Origin of the sequence: Xenorhabdus sp. KK7.4 (genome assembly GCF_963876465.1) — a bacterium.
Taxonomy (GTDB): Bacteria; Pseudomonadota; Gammaproteobacteria; order Enterobacterales; family Enterobacteriaceae; genus Xenorhabdus; species Xenorhabdus stockiae.
Genome location: NZ_CAWNQF010000064.1, coordinates 1 through 17,060, shown reverse-complemented (window position 1 = coordinate 17,060; position 17,060 = coordinate 1). Strand labels below are relative to the sequence as shown.

Below are 17,060 nucleotides of genomic sequence, written 5' to 3'. Positions count from 1 at the left end.
TTTATGTCTGAACAATGTAAGGCTCCTTTTGAAGAGCAATTAAGCAATTGCCAGCAACATATCAATGAGAAGTTGATGGCAACATTTTCTTCGCTCCCCTTTTTAGGCAGCCCATTAGCAACTGCTATGCAGCACGGTGCTGTATTGGGTGGAAAACGGCTGCGGCCATTTCTGGTTTACTCAGTAGGTGAAATGCTTGGACTGCCCAAAGAGAGCCTTGATGCGCCAGCCCTCGCGATAGAGTGCATTCACGCCTACTCTCTGATCCACGACGATTTACCCGCAATGGACAACGATGATTTACGCCGAGGTCAGCCTACCTGCCATATAAAATTTGGTGAAAATCATGCCATTCTGGCCGGAGATGCTTTGCAGTCGTTAGCATTTGAGATCCTGGCAAAACACGACATGCCAAATATCGCACTATCTGATCGCCTTGAGATGGTTGCTGAATTAGCAATATCCAGTGGTATTGCTGGTATGTGCGGCGGGCAGTCACTGGATTTGCAAGCTGAAGGAAAACAAATTGATCTGGCTGCTCTGGAAAAAATTCACCAACACAAGACGGGTGCGCTAATTCGTTGTGCAGTCAGGCTTGGCGCATATGGCGCTGGTGCACGTGGCCGGGAAGTATTACCTTTACTCGATCAGTATGCCCAAGCTATCGGCCTCGCGTTTCAGGTTCATGATGATATTCTGGATGTCATTGGCAATACAGAAATTATCGGAAAACGTCAGGGGAACGATCAACAGCTTGGTAAAAGTACCTATCCCGCCTTACTGGGATTAGAGCAGGCTCAGAAAAAAGCCAAAGATCTGCATGAAGATGCTATTACCGCTCTCACAGAACTGGAAAAACAATTCTATAATACTGTGACTCTAAAACAGCTGGCGGGCTTCATCATTGAGAGAAACAGCTAAAAACTCAGGCCATGACAACCGCTAATTGATGAGCTATCAGTTAAATAAATTCAAAATAAAATATGGCCTTCTTGGGAGAACCCCCGCAATTACATGCTAATAATATCAGGGTTCTTAATCTTCAATTTATATATCCAAGGGATTTCGAGTGCCATCACGGCGGCAAGAGAATGAGACACGGGAGCATAGATAACCGTATGTTTATAAAAACGGTGACCGGGGCGAATGAGCTTAGCCAACAAAGAGGCAACTTGAAAGACAAAGGATATAACGTGCATAGCATTTTAACAGGCATAGCATGAGCATTGATATAGCGAAATATCCAACATTGGCATTGGCGGAAACCCCTGAAGAGCTTCGCCTGCTACCTAAAGACACGTTGCCAAAGTTATGCGATGAACTGCGCCAATTTTTGCTAAACAGTGTCAGTCGCTCCAGCGGCCACTTCGCTTCCGGCCTTGGAACTATCGAATTAACCGTCGCACTCCATTATGTATATAAGACACCCTTCGACAATTTAGTCTGGGATGTCGGTCATCAGGCTTATCCACATAAAATTCTGACCGGACGCCGTGACCGTATCAACACTATCCGCCAGAAAAATGGCCTCCATCCTTTCCCGTGGAGGAATGAGAGTGAATATGACACGCTTTGTGTCGGGCACTCATCAACCTCAATCAGCGCTGGTTTAGGTATGGCGATTGCGGCAAAACATGAAGATAAAGGCCGCAAAACAGTTTGTGTGATTGGTGATGGCGCCATTACCGCAGGTATGGCTTTTGAGGCCATGAACCATGCAGGAGATATCGATCCCGATATGCTCGTCATTCTTAATGACAATGAAATGTCGATATCTGAGAACGTTGGCGCACTGAACAACCATCTGGCACAGCTTCTTTCCGGTAAGTTGTATACGACTCTGCGCGAAAGCGGCAAAAAAGTCTTTTCCGGTCTGCCTCCTATCAAAGAACTGCTGAAAAAAACTGAAGAACACCTCAAAGGTATGGTTGTTCCCGGAACGCTGTTCGAAGAGCTTGGGTTTAACTATATCGGCCCTGTTGATGGTCATGACGTACTGGCACTCACTCAGACACTGAAAAACATGCGTGATCTGAAAGGGCCACAATTTCTGCATATCATGACCAAAAAAGGCCGTGGATATGCTCCTGCGGAAAAAGATCCTATCAGTTGGCACGCGGTTCCTAAATTTGATCCTTCAACAGGTTCTCTGCCAAAAAGCTCAGATACCCGCCCGACATTCTCGAAAATTTTTGGCGAGTGGTTATGCGAAGAAGCTGCCACTGACAAAAAACTTATGGCGATCACGCCCGCTATGAGAGAAGGCTCAGGTATGGTGCGTTTCTCCCGTGAATATCCAGAGCAATACTTTGATGTTGCCATTGCTGAACAACACGCTGTGACATTTGCAGCAGGTCTGGCAATTGGGGGATATAAGCCTGTTGTTGCGATTTACTCGACTTTCCTGCAACGTGCTTATGATCAGCTCATCCATGATGTGGCCATCCAGAACTTACCTGTTCTGTTTGCTATCGATCGGGGTGGCATTGTTGGTGCTGATGGGCAGACCCATCAGGGTGCCTTTGATCTTTCATTCCTGCGCTGTATTCCCAATATGGTTATTATGGCACCAAGTGATGAAAATGAATGTCGACAAATGTTGCATACCGGCTACCAGTATCAAGACGGTCCAGCTGCTGTTCGCTATCCTCGCGGTGCGGGCACAGGCGCAGAGCTTCAGCCACTGGAAATATTACCCATTGGCAAAGGGATTATCCGCCGTCAGGGAGAGAAAATTGCCATTCTGAACTTTGGTACATTACTGCCAAACGCACTACAGGCTGCTGAATCCCTGAATGCAACCGTTGTTGATATGCGTTTTGTCAAACCACTTGATAAAGAACTGGTTCTGGAGATGGCTTCCCGACATGATTTGCTGGTAACGCTGGAAGAAAATGCCATCATGGGTGGTGCAGGCAGTGGAGTTAATGAACTGTTGATGCAAACAGGGAACTCAGTTTCAGTGTTAAACCTCGGGTTACCTGATTACTTTATACCTCAGGGCACACAGGCAGAACTTCATTCCGATTTAGGGTTAGATTCCGCTGGCATTTTAAACGCTATCGAAAAACACCTTAAGCAATAAATTGTCATAACGGATGAATATTTTCTATTATTCATCCGTTTTACTTCTTAGCTATTTTTGTTTAAAAAATATTAGCTCTTTTGCTCATGCAACCATTGCGCCGCACGTTTGGCAAAGTAAGTCAGGATCCCATCAGCCCCTGCCCGTTTAAAACAGAGTAACGATTCCATAATTGCAGGTTGTTCTTTCAGCCAACCGTTCTGAATAGCAGCCATATGCATCGCATATTCACCGGATACCTGATAAGCAAATGTCGGTACACCGAAAGTATCTTTTACTCTGCGGATCACATCCAGATAAGGCATCCCGGGTTTTACCATCACGCTATCAGCCCCTTCCTGTAGATCCTGTGCAATTTCCTGCAATGCTTCATCACTGTTTGCCGGATCCATCTGATAGGTCATCTTGTTGCCACCTTTCAGATTAGCGCTGGAGCCTATCGCATCACGGAACGGTCCGTAATAGCAGGAAGCATATTTGGCAGAATAAGCCATAATCTGCGTGTTTACATGCCCGTCATTCTCAAGTTGTTCGCGAATCGCCCCAATACGCCCATCCATCATATCGCTTGGTGCAACGATTTCAGCCCCTGCTTCAGCATGAGATAACGCCTGTTTGACCAAAATTTCTTTGGTAATATCGTTGATAACATAACCATCCTGATCAATAACCCCATCCTGCCCATGTGTTGTAAAAGGATCCAGCGCCACATCGGTCAGTAACCCCAATTCAGGAACCGCATCTTTCAGTGCACGGATAGAGCGTTGAATCAAACCATCCGGATTATAAGCTTCTTTCGCGTCCAGTGATTTTTTATCGGATTCAATAACCGGAAACAGAGACAAAACAGGGATACCCAATCGGGCAATCTCTTCGGCTTCTTTCAGCAGAAGATCGGTTGTCAAACGATATACTCCCGGCATGGAAGGCACTTCCTGACGCTGATTAGTACCTTCCATCACGAACACCGGATAGATTAAGTCATTAACAGTGAGTTGATTTTCAGCGACTAAACGGCGGGAAAAATCATGGCGGCGTACACGGCGCATACGACGGCCAGGAAACGTACCTGGAAATGCATAGCTCATTACTGCTCTCCTAATATAAAACCCAGCAGGATTACACTGGGCTAATTTTGCCATTACGAACTATTGTTTTTAATACTACTAAGCTTAACCCCTTAAGTTTGTAGCAATAATCACGACTATCTGATGGCTGATTATTTTTTCGGGTTACCGTCTGTCTCACGTTCAGAGCCATTTTCAGTTTCATGTAATTTGCGCTTTCCCACATAAAACTGTGACAAAAATACCCCCAGCTCAAACAACAAATACATGGGAACAGCCAACAAAGTTTGCGAGAAAACGTCAGGTGGTGTGAGTAACATTCCTACCACAAATGCTCCCACCAAAATATAAGGACGTTTTCTTTTTAATGACTCAGGAGTCACTACCCCACTCCAGCACAGCAGGATAATCGCTATCGGCACTTCAAATGAAACACCAAATGCCATGAAAAGCGCCATAACGAAACTCAGATAATTACTGATATCCGTCGCAATCATGACTCCAGTGGGAACAGTTTTGGTAAAAAAACCAAACACGAGGGGAAATACCACAAAGTAGGCAAAAATCATCCCCAAGTAGAATAAGACACTACTGGAAAACAGTAATGGCACAATCAAACGCCGTTCATGCTTATACAGTGCCGGCGCAATAAATGCCCATACCTGATATAAGATCATCGGAGCCGAAACAAAAACGGATACCATAATGGTCAATTTGATTGGTGTAAAAAAAGGCGATGCGACATCTGTCGCAATCATATTTGCTCCCACAGGGAGTTGCTCCATTAAGGGTGCAGCAATGAGCCGATAAATATCGTTAGAAAAATAAACCAGCGCCAGAAAAACAACCAGCACAGTAATCAGGCTATTCAGAATCCGCTTACGGAGTTCAATCAGGTGACTGATAAGAGGTTGAGTATCGTCCATCGACATGTTTTAGCGTTCACTATTGGATTTTTTATCAGATACAGGAGGATGAAAGTGTGTTTCATCTTCTTCCAGCTCTTTAGCTTCTTCGGGAGTCAGCTGATAAGACTCTTTCAGCGATTCAGCAGCTTCCCTCAGTTTATCCATTGATGCCTGTAATTCTGGAGAGAGAGATTGTAAATCTGCCTTTTCTTCCATTTTTTTCAGGCTGTCCTGAAGCTCCTGTAATTTTAATTCTTTTGTAAGTTCATTCTGGACATTTGTCGCCAGTGAGCGTAATACCCGAATCCAGCCAGCCACTGTTCTGACTGCAATAGGTAAACGCTCAGGCCCCAGAACAATCAGACCAAGCACCAGCACTAATAGCAGTTCACTAAAACCAATGTCAAACACGGTTTATACCTACTCTTTTTCTTTGTTTTTACTCTCTGATTTTTCAGATTGCTCAGTCGTAGGCTTATCAGTGAGGTTTTTAGTTTCAAAATCAGCATCATGGCTATTTTTTTCTGCCTGATCTGATTTTTCATCATCACTCATCGCTTTTTTGAAGCCTTTTATCGACTCACCCAAATCTGAACCCAAAGTTCGTAGTTTATTAGTGCCGAACACCAAGACAACAATGGCAGCAATAATAAGCAATTGCCAAATACCTATACCACCCATACTGATCTACCTCATGTTCGTGGGAAACATTAATTCTTTTATTATAATCTACGAATCTTATGTTCGAAAATACCGTAACCAAGCCAGAACGTAATCATGTCAAGAAGCCGCTATTTCAGTTTAAACCAGCCCAGTAGCCACGATATTGTTCCTGCTCCAATTAACCCTGATGCTAGATGGACTAAATTAGAAACAAAAAACAAACCGCCACAGATAAACAGTGTTGCACCAATCCCGAGTAAGTAAAGGGGTTTCTGCTGATTATGTCGTTGTTGTTTTAACTGCAGTGATATCTGATCAATGCTGGTTTGCAAACGTTTATGTTGTTGCAGTGTGCCATAAACCAATTCAGGAAGTTCCGGCAGTTTTTCCGCCCAATAGGGCGCTTTCTCTTTAAACGCTCGCATGATAGCCGGAATACCAACCTGATCATGCAGCCAATCTTCCAGAAATGGTTTTGCTGTTTTCCATAAATCAAGCTGTGGATACAATTGCCGTCCCAATCCTTCAACATACAATAGTGTTTTCTGCAATAAAACGAGCTGTGGTTGTACTGCCATATTAAAACGACGGGCCGTATTGAAAAGATTCAACAACACATGACCAAATGAAATATCTGCCAGTGGTTTTTCAAAAATAGGCTCACATACCGTTCTGATGGCAAACTCAAAATCTTCTACATTAGTGTCTGCCGGAACCCAGCCTGAATCCACATGCAACTCAGCAACTTTACGGTAATCACGATTAAAGAAAGCAATAAAGTTTTCAGCCAGATAGCGCTTATCGTCTTTATTCAGGGAGCCAACAATACCGTAATCAATGCCGATATAAGTAGGATCTTCCGGGCGTTCATAGCTCACAAAAATATTGCCCGGGTGCATATCGGCATGAAAAAAGCTGTCGCGGAATACCTGGGTAAAAAAGATTTGAACACCGCGTTCAGCAAGTAATTTCATATTGGTATTCTGTGCTTCTAATGCAGCAACATCGGATACAGGAATACCATAGATACGCTCCATCACCAGTACGTTTTCCCGACAATAGTCAGGATAAACCTCCGGTACGTAAAGCATCGGACTCTTTTCAAAATTACGCCGCAGTTGAATAGCATTTGCAGCTTCCCGCAACAGGTTCAACTCATCAAGCAAGGTTTTTTCATATTCGCGAACCACTTCAAGCGGACGCAGACGACGGCCATCGGGTAATAAAGGAACCAGATTCGCTAAACGATACATTAAACGGACATCCGCCTTTATCACGGGCAAAATATCGGGGCGGATCACTTTAATGACAATATTTTTTCCGTTCTCTTTCAAACGCGCAGTATGTACCTGAGCAATTGAGGCAGAAGCCAGAGGTTGCTGTTCAAAATCTTCAAACCACGTTTCCAGAGCACCGCCGAATGCGGTTTCGATGGATTTACGCGCAATGGCACCATCAAAGGAAACGACGCGATCCTGCAAGAGAGAAAGTTGATCAGCAATTGCAGGAGAAAAGAGATCACGGCGGGTAGACAGCATCTGGCCAAGCTTAATCCATACTGGCCCAAGCTCCTGTAATGCCAGGCGTAAACGTTCTCCTAATGGTTTATCCTTGTGTCGGTTAGGCAACCAGAACAGGAAATAGCGCCCAAAACGCAATGGCCATGTCAGACGGATCTTTGGGATTAGTTCATCCAATCCATAAGTCAGGAAAACTTTAATGATAAAATAGAGGCGCTTTATTTCACTGGGCGTCATATTTTTTCTCCATCGCTGCCAGACGTTTTTCCATGTCAGACAGTTCATTGGCTACAGCACTAACTTCTTCGCTGAAATAAGCCAATTCCAAAGCGCCAGGTGCCATTTTCCACTCTTCAGTCAGTGATTCACTCAGGTAGTTTTTCTGCCTTGAGACAGTATTACAGGCAAACCGGATACTATTTTTCACTACCCGATTGAACCCTTCTGCCACAATATCGCCAACATAAGGTGAAAGGTAATGAGCCGGATCCCATTCCAGCATATCCAGCAGAGCCGACCACTGCTGAATAACCTGCATATCTCCCTCAATAATAATTTCACCGCTGTTGATCAAAGATGAGAGGCATTGGCGATCACGTAATTTAAGCAGGGCTGGTAATGTGGTTTTCATTGAACAATCAGCAGACTCTGACCACTGACTCAAAACATCGACCTGTTTTTCACTGAAAACCAGTATCAGCGGTATTTCAATTTCTTTCAGTTCGATGGAAAGCACTTTGCCCGCTAATCTCATACGGGCTGATTTCAATACCGTTTCTCGATACAGCAGGTGATTCAGCGTTGTTTCCAGAAAGGCAGTTAAAACCGGAAACAGCACCGTAGAATTCACGCTATGGCTTAATGAGGGAGTTTCCATGTCAGAATTTAAACCCTTTATGCAGTGCAACGATTCCACCGGTCATATTGGAATAGGAAACCAGATCAAAACCGGCAGTTTCCATCATACCTTTTAATGTTTCCTGATCAGGATGCATACGAATAGATTCAGTCAGATAACGGTAGCTGTCTGCATCCTTAACAACCGCCTGACCAATTCGTGGCAGAATATGAAACGAATAGGTGTCATAAATCTTACTCAGAGGTGCCAGTATGGGTTTGGAGAATTCCAGTACCAGTAAACGCCCACCCGGTTTGAGAACCCGGAACATTGAGCGCAGGGCTTTATCTTTATCTGTGACATTACGCAGGCCAAATGAAATAGTAATGCAGTCAAAATAGTTATCCGGGAATGGCAATTCTTCCGCATTCGCCTGAACATAGCTGACATTACCGACAATACCGTTATCACGCAATTTTTCCCGGCCAACTTTCAGCATGGAATCATTAATATCTGCCAGTACAACTTCGCCTTTCTCTCCAACAAGACGGGAGAATTTCGCTGTCAGATCCCCTGTTCCACCAGCCAGATCGAGAACTTTATGACCACGACGGACGCCACTTGCATCAATAGTGAAACGCTTCCAAATACGATGAATGCCAAATGACATCAAATCATTCATCAAATCATATTTTGCTGCAACGGAGTGGAATACTTCCGCCACCATATCTTTTTTTTCGTCTTTAGCTACGGTACGGAAACCAAAATGTGTGGTTTCTTTAGATTGATCTGGCATTTTCTTTGTCCGCTTTTCATTCAAAAAATTATAGCAAGTTTACCAGCCTTTCCGATAAAACCCTATCCGGAAAAATCTACTGGGTATGTTCATGGATTGGTCACGATTGGAAGAATTTATACATATCGTCTTTCAAGTTGCCTCTTTGTTGGTTACGCTCACTCACCCCAGTCACCGTTTTTATAAACATAAGGTTATCTATGCTCCCGGGGATGAGTTCCCTTGCCGCCGCGACGCATCTTGAAATCCATTGTGTATATCAATAATCTGTGAATCAATAGGGCGTTTGATATCCACTCCTAAATCGCGAAAACCTTCTGCCTGGCTAATGAGATTCCCCTTTCCTTCCGCCAGTTTTTTCATCGCAAGATGATAACTTGCCTGTGCTTTACTGAGGCTTTGCCCTAACCCCTGCATGTCATCCACGAATAAGCGCATTTTGTCATACATTCTGGCCGCCCTGTCCGCAATCAAACGTGCATTCTGGCTTTGATATTCATAGCGCCAGAGATTATTGATCGTGCGCACAGCCACTAATAGTGTTGACGGGCTGACCAGCATAATATTATGTTTCAGCGCTTCATCGAGTATTTCTGGAGCCTGATTGAGCGCAACCAGATAAGCAGCTTCAACCGGGATAAACATCAGGACATAATCCAACGACCGTAACCCCGGTAACTGCTGGTAATTTTTACGCCCTAGCCCCCGAATATGCCCTCTTATAGAGTTAATATGTTCCTGTAATGCCTGAACCTGCTCTATTTCATCATCACTATTGAAATAGCGCTCATAGGCAACCAGTGACATTTTGGCATCGATAATGACATCTTTTCTTTGCGGTAGATGCACAATAATGTCAGGTTGAAAGCGTTCGCTGTTGTCAGTTTTAATATTGACCTGTGTATGAAACTCATGCCCCTCACGTAAACCTGATGCTTCGAGAACCCGTGTCAGTATCATCTCACCCCAGTTACCCTGTATTTTATTATCTCCTTTCAGGGCCTTGGTCAGATTGATCGCTTCTTTTGCCATTTGAGCATTAAGCTGCTGAAGGTTACGGATTTCATGAGCTAACGTATGGCGTTCACGAGCCTCCTGCCCAAAGCTATCCTGCACCTGACGACGAAACCCTTCCAGCTGTTCACGAAAAGGCATTAACAGATCATTGAGACTTTGGCGGCTATATTCATCTGTACGGCGGCGGTTTTGTTCAAAAATACGATTGGCGAGATTTTCAAATTGGGCATTCAGGCGCTGTTCACTATTGATCAAAAGGCGCTGTTTTTCTTCAGCTGCCAGCTTGCTCTCTTCAAGACGGGTACTCAATTCACGTAATTCAGCTTCCTGTATGCCGTTGATTTCACGCTGAGCAAGCAGCTCCTGATTTAATTGTTCACACTCTGTACGCCAGTAATGAGACTGTTCCAGCCTTTCATTGCTGACAGCAAGCTGGCCGTGTAATTCACGCAACTCCCTTTCTTTGTACTGAATACGCTGGTGAACAGAAAACCAAACAAAGATCCCCCCGCACAATAACCCACTTAAACCACCAATTAACACATATAACCAATGGATATCCATCTATACACCCCACTCACATTACGCCAGCGTCTGTGCTCAATGACTGACCTTAATGTAAGTTAAATAGAGGCTGTATAGATGTCCAGATTGTTTACAGGATTTATTTCAGTTTGCAAAGCGGCTCGCAATTACCCCATCCACTCTGCAAGCCAGCGTATACCGAAAGCACCCGGCGCTAAAATACCGAATGCCCAAATCAGTGCAGAAGCAAAGTTAGCCAGTTGAAAATGACGTTGTGGCATCGCGCAAATCCCTGCGACCAAAGGAACTGCGGCTCTTAAAGGGCCAAAAAAACGACCAATAAAAATCCCCCATATTCCCCAACGTTCAAAAAATTGATGCCCGCGTACTAAGGTTTGTGGATGACGTGAAAGAGGCCACATCTGGCCGACATTTTCTTTGTAATGATAGCCAAACAGATAAGAAACCCAGTCACCAAAGAATGCGCCTACTGCTGCTGCAATCCATATTGGCCAGAAATTTAACCCGCTTTCACCAATCAACGCTCCTAACCCTAGCAGAATGATCGTGGCTGGCAATAACAAAGATATAAATGCTAAGGATTCCCCAAAAGCGAGCAGAAAAATAATGGGGATTGCCCATGCTTCATGATTTTTTACAAAATTAGTAATTACTTCAACGACTTCATGCAAGCTCACATTCATCTTTCCTGTGTTAATCTTTACTGAGCTTCAGGTTAGCAGCAAATCAATAAACTGGTGCTAACCTTGCTTTTCTTTACGCTAACAAAATGTATTTACTCGAGAAAACGTTTATTCAAGAAAATAGTTCTGCAATTTTTCCCGAGCAGCCATATCAAGCCCAACGTCTTTCTCCAACCAGATATCTACACTGCCATAGTGCTGATTGATACTGTTCAGAGCCGTCATTAAAAATTCTTCCCTGACCGAAAATACATAAGACATTTTTTCAACCAAACTATCACTCATACTTTTTGCATATTTATTCAATAAATATTCCCGAAATGATGTCAGAGTAATATTAGTTACCAGATAGTCTTCCATTACGGTATCCAGATCCGCTCCCAGAGCAAACAATACCAAAGCAGAACCGATTCCTGTTCTATCTTTACCAACAGCACAATGTTGTACAATTCCACCTTTTTCCGGCTGTAATAATAAACTGGCTAATGTCTTATAAGCCGGGTTATTAATTGGTAGCAATTGATATAACCGCAACATAAAATCTTTAGCGTCAAACTGTTCCAGCGCCTCATGACTTAGCTTGTCGAAATTAGCATCAACCTCTTTGGAAAGCGGGTTAGCCGGAGCATGATGATAGCTCGCACCACTCCATACCTGATCTGGCCTATCTATAATTTCACTGCTATCACGATAGTCGATGATCTGGAAAAGGTTCTGTTCAGCCAAGAAAATCTGATCGTTATCAGTCAGCATATCCAGAGAGCCTGAACGAAATAACAGACCTGATTTGATCTTAGAACCGTTACTTAGTGTTCTGTTACCTAAATCGCGGAAGTTAATACCGCCATTTAAGGGGAGTAATGAAGGATGAGATATAACTGTTGTGGTTGTGGTCATAATCACTCTTTTTTATTGAAATTAATGCACGATTGAGACAGTTTGTGGCTGAGACAAATCATCTTTAATACAAAATGTTATGACATTATCAGATTTCAGAATGAAAGGAAGTAAAGAAAACGGAAAATTCAGGTGATCGGGCCAGAGAATTCCGGCCCATAATTTCAACAATTACAACAAACGGCGAGCCGCATCAACAACAATACTTAAGGCATTGCTTTCTGTTTTTTTCAACAATTCAACATCGGGAATTTCCTGCTGGGTACGGTTAACGATCACACCAGCCACCATTCCGGCACGCAATCCCTGGCTTGCACACATTGTTAATAGAGTTGCTGATTCCATTTCAAAGTTCATGACGCCCATTTCCTGCCACTCTTTCATTGAACCCTGAAAACGACGAACAACGCGGCCAGAATAGGTATCGTAACGTTCCTGTCCCGGATAGAAAGTATCGGAAGAAGCTGTCACACCAACATGCGTTGTAGTACCTGATGCTTTCGCGGCAGCGTACAGTGCATTAGTACACTCAAAATCAGCCACTGCCGGAAACTCCATTGGAGCAAAATGCAGGCTGGCGCCATCTAAACGAACAGCCGCAGTGGTTACCAGCACATCACCGACGTTAATATTTTCCTGAATTGCACCAGTTGTACCAATACGCAGGAATGTACGCACACCTAGTTGAGCCAACTCTTCTACCGCAATTGACGTTGATGGGCCACCAATACCCGTCGAACAGACAACAACGGATTTACCGTCAATTTCAGCACGCCATGTTGTAAATTCACGATGGGAAGCCAGATGAACCGGGTTATCCATCAATCTTGCAATCTTCTCAACACGATCAGGATCGCCTGGAACAATAGCCAGGGTTGCACCCTGTAAGTCATTTTTGGTGATACCTAAGTGAAATACATCAGACATATTGGCCCCTCAACGGAAATAATTCAAAATCCAAATAAAATGGAGATACCTAAATCTAGTAAATACTCTGACACTTTTTAATGATTAAAGTCACATTTAATTGAATTAAAAAAGAAACACATACATTAAATTGTGATTGTTATCACAATTTAATGTATATAGGTAACACCGTGAGTATAAAGCTGAAATAGAAACAATATTCGAAGAGTAGTCACAAAAAGCGCCCTTTTTGAGCGCCATTGGAACACTTACATGATGAAATTAAGGAGTAATATTCCACACAACCCGATTCCCCACGCAATAGTAGTCGGAATGGACCAAATGATTATCTGTTTTTTCACATCCTTTACCCCCATCATCCTATTTACGACCCAGAAAAAACAGTCATTAAAATAGCTGAAAAACAGTGTTCCCACCATTGCAGCCTGAGCGGCAACCAGCATATTAATATCTGGTATCTGTTTGATAACCGGTGCAGAAATAGAGGCTGCAGTGATCATAGCGACAGTACCTGAACCCTGAATAATACGTATTAACGTGGCGATGATAAAAGGGATCAGAACAGGCGTGATCGGCAGACTGGCAACATATTGTGCCACTATTGTCCCGGTTGAACCCTCATTTAACACAGCGCCTAGGGCTCCTCCGGCTCCCGATACTAATAAAATGATCCCTACCGTCTGCAAACCGGTTTCTAAGTGTTCTATTACCTCATGTTTACTGACATTTGGCATAAGTTTATAAATCGCCAGTAATACACTTATCGCCAGAGCAATAATCGGTGACCCAAGGAAATTAAAAACCTGAAAGTAAAGATCATCATCCTTTCCGGAAAATAGCTCTGTCTTTAACAACAGTCCATTGATAACGCTGGTAAAAATAAGGACGATAGGTACAACGATAGGTAAAAGGGAAATGAAGAGGCCCGGTAAAGGCTTACTGGCTTTTTCTTCCATATATTGCTGATGAATTTCTTGCAGATTTCCTTCTGCCTCCACAAGCAGGTATTCAGGGTATTTAGTCTCCAGCCATTTAGCATAACAGGTGATGCCAATAACACACGGGATTGCCAGTATCATCCCCACCAGCATAACCTTACCGACACTTACCCCAAATATTCCGGCCACACCAAGCGGCCCCGGCGTTGGCGGAACAATATGGTGAGTCACCACTAATCCACCGGCCAGTGCTACACCCAACGTTAATACATTCCGTTTACCTTTCTTCGCTAACGCCTTTACCAGCGGATAAAGGATGATAAAAGCCGAATTAACAAATATAGGAATACTAACAATATAGCCGGTAATTGCGAGTGCCCACTCTTCGCGCCTTTTACCCAGCCATTTAATCAGGCTATAGGCGATTTGCTCCGTTGCACCAGAGGCTTCCAATATCCGCCCCATCATGCTTCCCAGCCCAATCACGATACCAATGTTACCTAATGTCGTACCAAACCCTTTAGCAATAACATCAACAACATGACTCATACTCAAGCCACCCGATATTCCTGCAATAACTGCAGCAATTAACATAGCAACAAGCACATGAATACGAGTACGTAAAACCAGAAAAATCAGCGAAAATACCGCCACTCCCAATCCAATAACTGGAATGTAAAAATCAACCATAAAACCCCGTTTTAATCTGTATTATTGGCGAGAAAGGTGCATGGTATGCTGGACAAAGCCCTTGTTACAAGTTGTGTCAAAATGGGCTTATTAGAAATTGATGTCTTGGTATAGGTTAACAAAGGGATATTTAGATAGTTTGAGAAAAAGAAGGGCGCTTCTTTTGAGCGCCATCACGATAACCTACATGATAAGATTAAGAAGTAATATACCACACAGCCCGATCCCCCATGCAATGGTGGTAGGAATTGACCAGACAATCATCTGTTGTTTTGCATCTTTAATACCCATCATCCGGTTAACCATCCAGAACAGGCTGTCATTGAAGTAACCGAAGAATAATGACCCCATTGTCGCAGCTAAGGCAGCAACTAACATATTAATATCAGGAAGTTGGCTAATTATAGGTGCTGAAATAGAGGCTGCTGTAATCATTGCTACCGTGCCAGATCCCTGAACCAAACGCATTAGTGTTGAAATAATGAATGGGATCAGAATTGGAGTGATAGGTAAGTTAGCAATATAAGATGCCAACACTACCCCCGTTCTACTTTCATGTAATACAGCCCCCAGAGATCCACCGACCCCAGTCACAAGAAGAATCATACCGGCCATTTTTAAACCATTTTCCAAATGCTCGGTTACTTCATCTTTGCTAACTTTAGGTATCAGAGTATAACTTGCTAATAGTACACTAATTGCCAGAGCAATGATTGGCTCTCCTAGAAAATCAAAAACCTGAAGATATAAATATAATTCTCGATCAGAAACTGAACCACCACCAAAAATTAATGAATTAATAGCTTTAATGAAAATTAATAAAAGCGGAAAAATAATAGGGAAAATTGAATTAGATAAACTTGGTAATGATTTGTTTATTTTATTTTCTATATAACTTTTGTGAATTTCTCTCAAATCTTGTAGATTTCTTTCTTCATCTAATAAATTAGATTCAGGATATTTAGTTGCCAACCATTTAGCATAAAAAGTAATCCCAATAACACATGGAAGAGATAATGCCATACCTATCAGCATCATTGCACCTATATCCACACCGAAAATACCAGCAACACCAAGAGGTCCCGGTGTAGGAGGAACAACATGATGAGTTACCACTAATCCTCCAGCCAACGCGACTCCCATCGTCAATATGTTCCTCTTTCCTTTCTTTGCCAAAGCATTTGCTAAAGGATAGAGAATGACAAAAGCTGAGTTGACAAATATAGGTATACTGACAATATAACCTGTGATTGCCAGTGCCCACTCTTCACGTTTTTTCCCCAACACATTTATCAAACTATAGGCAATTTTTTCCATCGCCCCAGAAACCTCTAATATCTTACCTATCATTATGCCCAACCCAATTACAATACCTGTACTACCTAAAGTTGAACCGAATCCTTTACCAATCACAGCAACAATGCTGGTTATAGTTAACCCACCTGTAATTCCTGCAATTATTGCGGAAATTAACATCGCAATTAATACATGAATGCGGGTGCGTAAGACTAAAAAAACCAAAGTGAAGACAGATACTCCCAATCCAATTACTGGAACATAAGTTGACACAATAAAACCTCATCCTGAAACATACGCGAAGGAAAAAATTATTATTAAACAATCTGTCAATATAAATTTCAATCATCAAAAAAAACACATATTAAATCATCCCTAACATACTAATTATTTTATCTAAAATAGTAATTAACCATTATCAACCTGTAACTAACTGGATAACCATAAATATATATCAGAATAAATTTAACCCAACATTATAAATAAAACATCAAGGTGTAAAAATTAACGTTATGTGAACTAATCAATATAACGTACAATTATATATTCAAATTAAAACAATACTCTAATAATTTATTTTTTATATTGTCTATACATTGACAATGTGTAACTCTACATTTAATTCATGTAATTGCTGCTGTATCAGCAATGGTAACTTTTCATCACATATAATGTCATTCAAACTAGAAAGTGAGCAAACACGAAACATACCATACTTACCATATTTGCTACTATCTGAGATCAATATGTTTCTACGTGAAATTTCCAATAACGTCTGTTTTACAAAAACTTTTTCCTCGTGAGGAGTAGAAACACCATGTTCAAGATCCCATGAGCTAGTACTAATAAATGCAATATCTATATTCAAATTACGCAATACCATCGCAGCACTATTACCAACACAAGAATAATTACGTTTATCGACTAATCCTCCAGTATGAAAGAGATTTAACTGCGGCTTATCCATCAAAGACTGTGTAATAGAAAAATCATTCGTGACAATAGTCAAATTGAAACGCTTTGCTAAATAGCTTTTCAAAATGGTAGGCGAATCAAAGAAACTCAGTCCTATTTTTGCGAACTTTTTAACCGCAAAACCAAAAAAACACAAAAAGGAAGGACTGAGTTATGGCCATCGTACCACCAATTCCGCGCAATGAGCGGCGTCAAATGAGAAAAATTGTCCAAA

At 42.4% G+C, this 17,060-nt stretch carries 15 protein-coding genes and 1 pseudogene; 2 read left to right on the top strand and 14 right to left on the bottom strand.

The genetic code is table 11. From position 1 onward, the window contains the following. Nucleotides 1-3: 3 nt before the first annotated feature. Nucleotides 4-921, top strand: coding sequence for a (2E,6E)-farnesyl diphosphate synthase (gene ispA / locus AACS90_RS06550; protein WP_099122265.1), 918 nt, complete (start codon nt 4-6; stop codon nt 919-921). A gap of 298 nt (nt 922-1,219) precedes the next feature. Beyond that, nucleotides 1,220-3,085, top strand: coding sequence for a 1-deoxy-D-xylulose-5-phosphate synthase (gene dxs, locus AACS90_RS06545; RefSeq protein ID WP_099122205.1), 1,866 nt, complete (start codon nt 1,220-1,222; stop codon nt 3,083-3,085). Between the two features lie 71 nt (nt 3,086-3,156). Here the strand turns inward: dxs and hemB are convergent, their stop codons facing one another. The 14 genes and pseudogenes from hemB to AACS90_RS06475 form a co-directional block, all read right to left on the bottom strand. Further along, the gene (hemB, locus tag AACS90_RS06540; RefSeq protein WP_099122204.1) at nt 3,157-4,173 is read right to left on the bottom strand and encodes a porphobilinogen synthase; all 1,017 of its coding nucleotides are present in this window, start codon (nt 4,171-4,173) and stop codon (nt 3,157-3,159) included. 131 nt (nt 4,174-4,304) lie between these two features. Next, a complete protein-coding gene (tatC, locus tag AACS90_RS06535) occupies nt 4,305-5,084 on the bottom strand; it encodes a Sec-independent protein translocase subunit TatC (protein WP_099122203.1) in 780 nt (259 codons plus the stop codon). Between the two features lie 3 nt (nt 5,085-5,087). Then, nucleotides 5,088-5,471: a Sec-independent protein translocase protein TatB gene (tatB, locus tag AACS90_RS06530; RefSeq protein WP_099122202.1), complete on the bottom strand. Its 384-nt coding sequence runs from the start codon at nt 5,469-5,471 to the stop codon at nt 5,088-5,090. 9 nt (nt 5,472-5,480) lie between these two features. Further along, nucleotides 5,481-5,741 carry a twin-arginine translocase TatA/TatE family subunit gene (gene tatA / locus AACS90_RS06525; protein ID WP_099122201.1) on the bottom strand — a complete coding sequence of 87 codons (261 nt, stop codon included), beginning with the start codon at nt 5,739-5,741 and terminating at the stop codon, nt 5,481-5,483. Between the two features lie 110 nt (nt 5,742-5,851). After that, nucleotides 5,852-7,480, bottom strand: a complete 1,629-nt coding sequence (ubiB, locus tag AACS90_RS06520) for a ubiquinone biosynthesis regulatory protein kinase UbiB (RefSeq protein ID WP_099122200.1) — start codon at nt 7,478-7,480, stop codon at nt 5,852-5,854. Then, a complete protein-coding gene (gene ubiJ / locus AACS90_RS06515) occupies nt 7,467-8,120 on the bottom strand; it encodes a ubiquinone biosynthesis protein UbiJ (RefSeq protein ID WP_099122199.1) in 654 nt (217 codons plus the stop codon). Before ubiJ ends, ubiB begins: the two co-directional genes overlap by 14 nt. 1 nt (nt 8,121) lies before the next feature. Next, nucleotides 8,122-8,877, bottom strand: coding sequence for a bifunctional demethylmenaquinone methyltransferase/2-methoxy-6-polyprenyl-1,4-benzoquinol methylase UbiE (gene ubiE, locus AACS90_RS06510; RefSeq protein WP_099111104.1), 756 nt, complete (start codon nt 8,875-8,877; stop codon nt 8,122-8,124). Nucleotides 8,878-9,075: 198 nt separating this feature from the next. Beyond that, the gene (rmuC, locus tag AACS90_RS06505) at nt 9,076-10,458 is read right to left on the bottom strand and encodes a DNA recombination protein RmuC (protein ID WP_099122198.1); all 1,383 of its coding nucleotides are present in this window, start codon (nt 10,456-10,458) and stop codon (nt 9,076-9,078) included. Nucleotides 10,459-10,586: 128 nt separating this feature from the next. Further along, the gene (locus tag AACS90_RS06500) at nt 10,587-11,123 is read right to left on the bottom strand and encodes a DedA family protein (RefSeq protein ID WP_255712006.1); all 537 of its coding nucleotides are present in this window, start codon (nt 11,121-11,123) and stop codon (nt 10,587-10,589) included. A 108-nt stretch (nt 11,124-11,231) separates the two neighbouring features. Beyond that, entirely contained in the window at nt 11,232-12,020 is a 789-nt protein-coding gene (locus tag AACS90_RS06495) for a tyrosine-protein phosphatase (protein WP_099122197.1), read from the bottom strand. Nucleotides 12,021-12,191: 171 nt separating this feature from the next. After that, entirely contained in the window at nt 12,192-12,947 is a 756-nt protein-coding gene (gene udp / locus AACS90_RS06490; protein ID WP_099122196.1) for a uridine phosphorylase, read from the bottom strand. A 248-nt stretch (nt 12,948-13,195) separates the two neighbouring features. Continuing rightward, nucleotides 13,196-14,575: a GntP family permease gene (locus AACS90_RS06485; RefSeq protein WP_099122195.1), complete on the bottom strand. Its 1,380-nt coding sequence runs from the start codon at nt 14,573-14,575 to the stop codon at nt 13,196-13,198. 183 nt (nt 14,576-14,758) lie between these two features. After that, nucleotides 14,759-16,147: a GntP family permease gene (locus tag AACS90_RS06480; protein ID WP_371635467.1), complete on the bottom strand. Its 1,389-nt coding sequence runs from the start codon at nt 16,145-16,147 to the stop codon at nt 14,759-14,761. A gap of 313 nt (nt 16,148-16,460) precedes the next feature. After that, nucleotides 16,461-16,898: pseudogene (locus AACS90_RS06475) on the bottom strand (DeoR/GlpR family DNA-binding transcription regulator); the annotation flags it as partial. Between the last annotated feature and the right edge of the window lie 162 nt (nt 16,899-17,060).

Coding starts and splice junctions, on each gene's coding strand:
- rmuC (WP_099122198.1), bottom strand. CDS start 10,458: ATGGATATCCATTGGTTATATGTGTTAATTGGTGGTTTAAGTGGGTTA.
- udp (WP_099122196.1), bottom strand. CDS start 12,947: ATGTCTGATGTATTTCACTTAGGTATCACCAAAAATGACTTACAGGGT.
- dxs (WP_099122205.1), top strand. CDS start 1,220: ATGAGCATTGATATAGCGAAATATCCAACATTGGCATTGGCGGAAACC.
- ubiE (WP_099111104.1), bottom strand. CDS start 8,877: ATGCCAGATCAATCTAAAGAAACCACACATTTTGGTTTCCGTACCGTA.
- AACS90_RS06485 (WP_099122195.1), bottom strand. CDS start 14,575: ATGGTTGATTTTTACATTCCAGTTATTGGATTGGGAGTGGCGGTATTT.
- AACS90_RS06500 (WP_255712006.1), bottom strand. CDS start 11,123: ATGAATGTGAGCTTGCATGAAGTCGTTGAAGTAATTACTAATTTTGTA.
- hemB (WP_099122204.1), bottom strand. CDS start 4,173: ATGAGCTATGCATTTCCAGGTACGTTTCCTGGCCGTCGTATGCGCCGT.
- ispA (WP_099122265.1), top strand. CDS start 4: ATGTCTGAACAATGTAAGGCTCCTTTTGAAGAGCAATTAAGCAATTGC.
- tatC (WP_099122203.1), bottom strand. CDS start 5,084: ATGTCGATGGACGATACTCAACCTCTTATCAGTCACCTGATTGAACTC.
- ubiB (WP_099122200.1), bottom strand. CDS start 7,480: ATGACGCCCAGTGAAATAAAGCGCCTCTATTTTATCATTAAAGTTTTC.
- AACS90_RS06495 (WP_099122197.1), bottom strand. CDS start 12,020: ATGACCACAACCACAACAGTTATATCTCATCCTTCATTACTCCCCTTA.
- ubiJ (WP_099122199.1), bottom strand. CDS start 8,120: ATGGAAACTCCCTCATTAAGCCATAGCGTGAATTCTACGGTGCTGTTT.
- tatA (WP_099122201.1), bottom strand. CDS start 5,741: ATGGGTGGTATAGGTATTTGGCAATTGCTTATTATTGCTGCCATTGTT.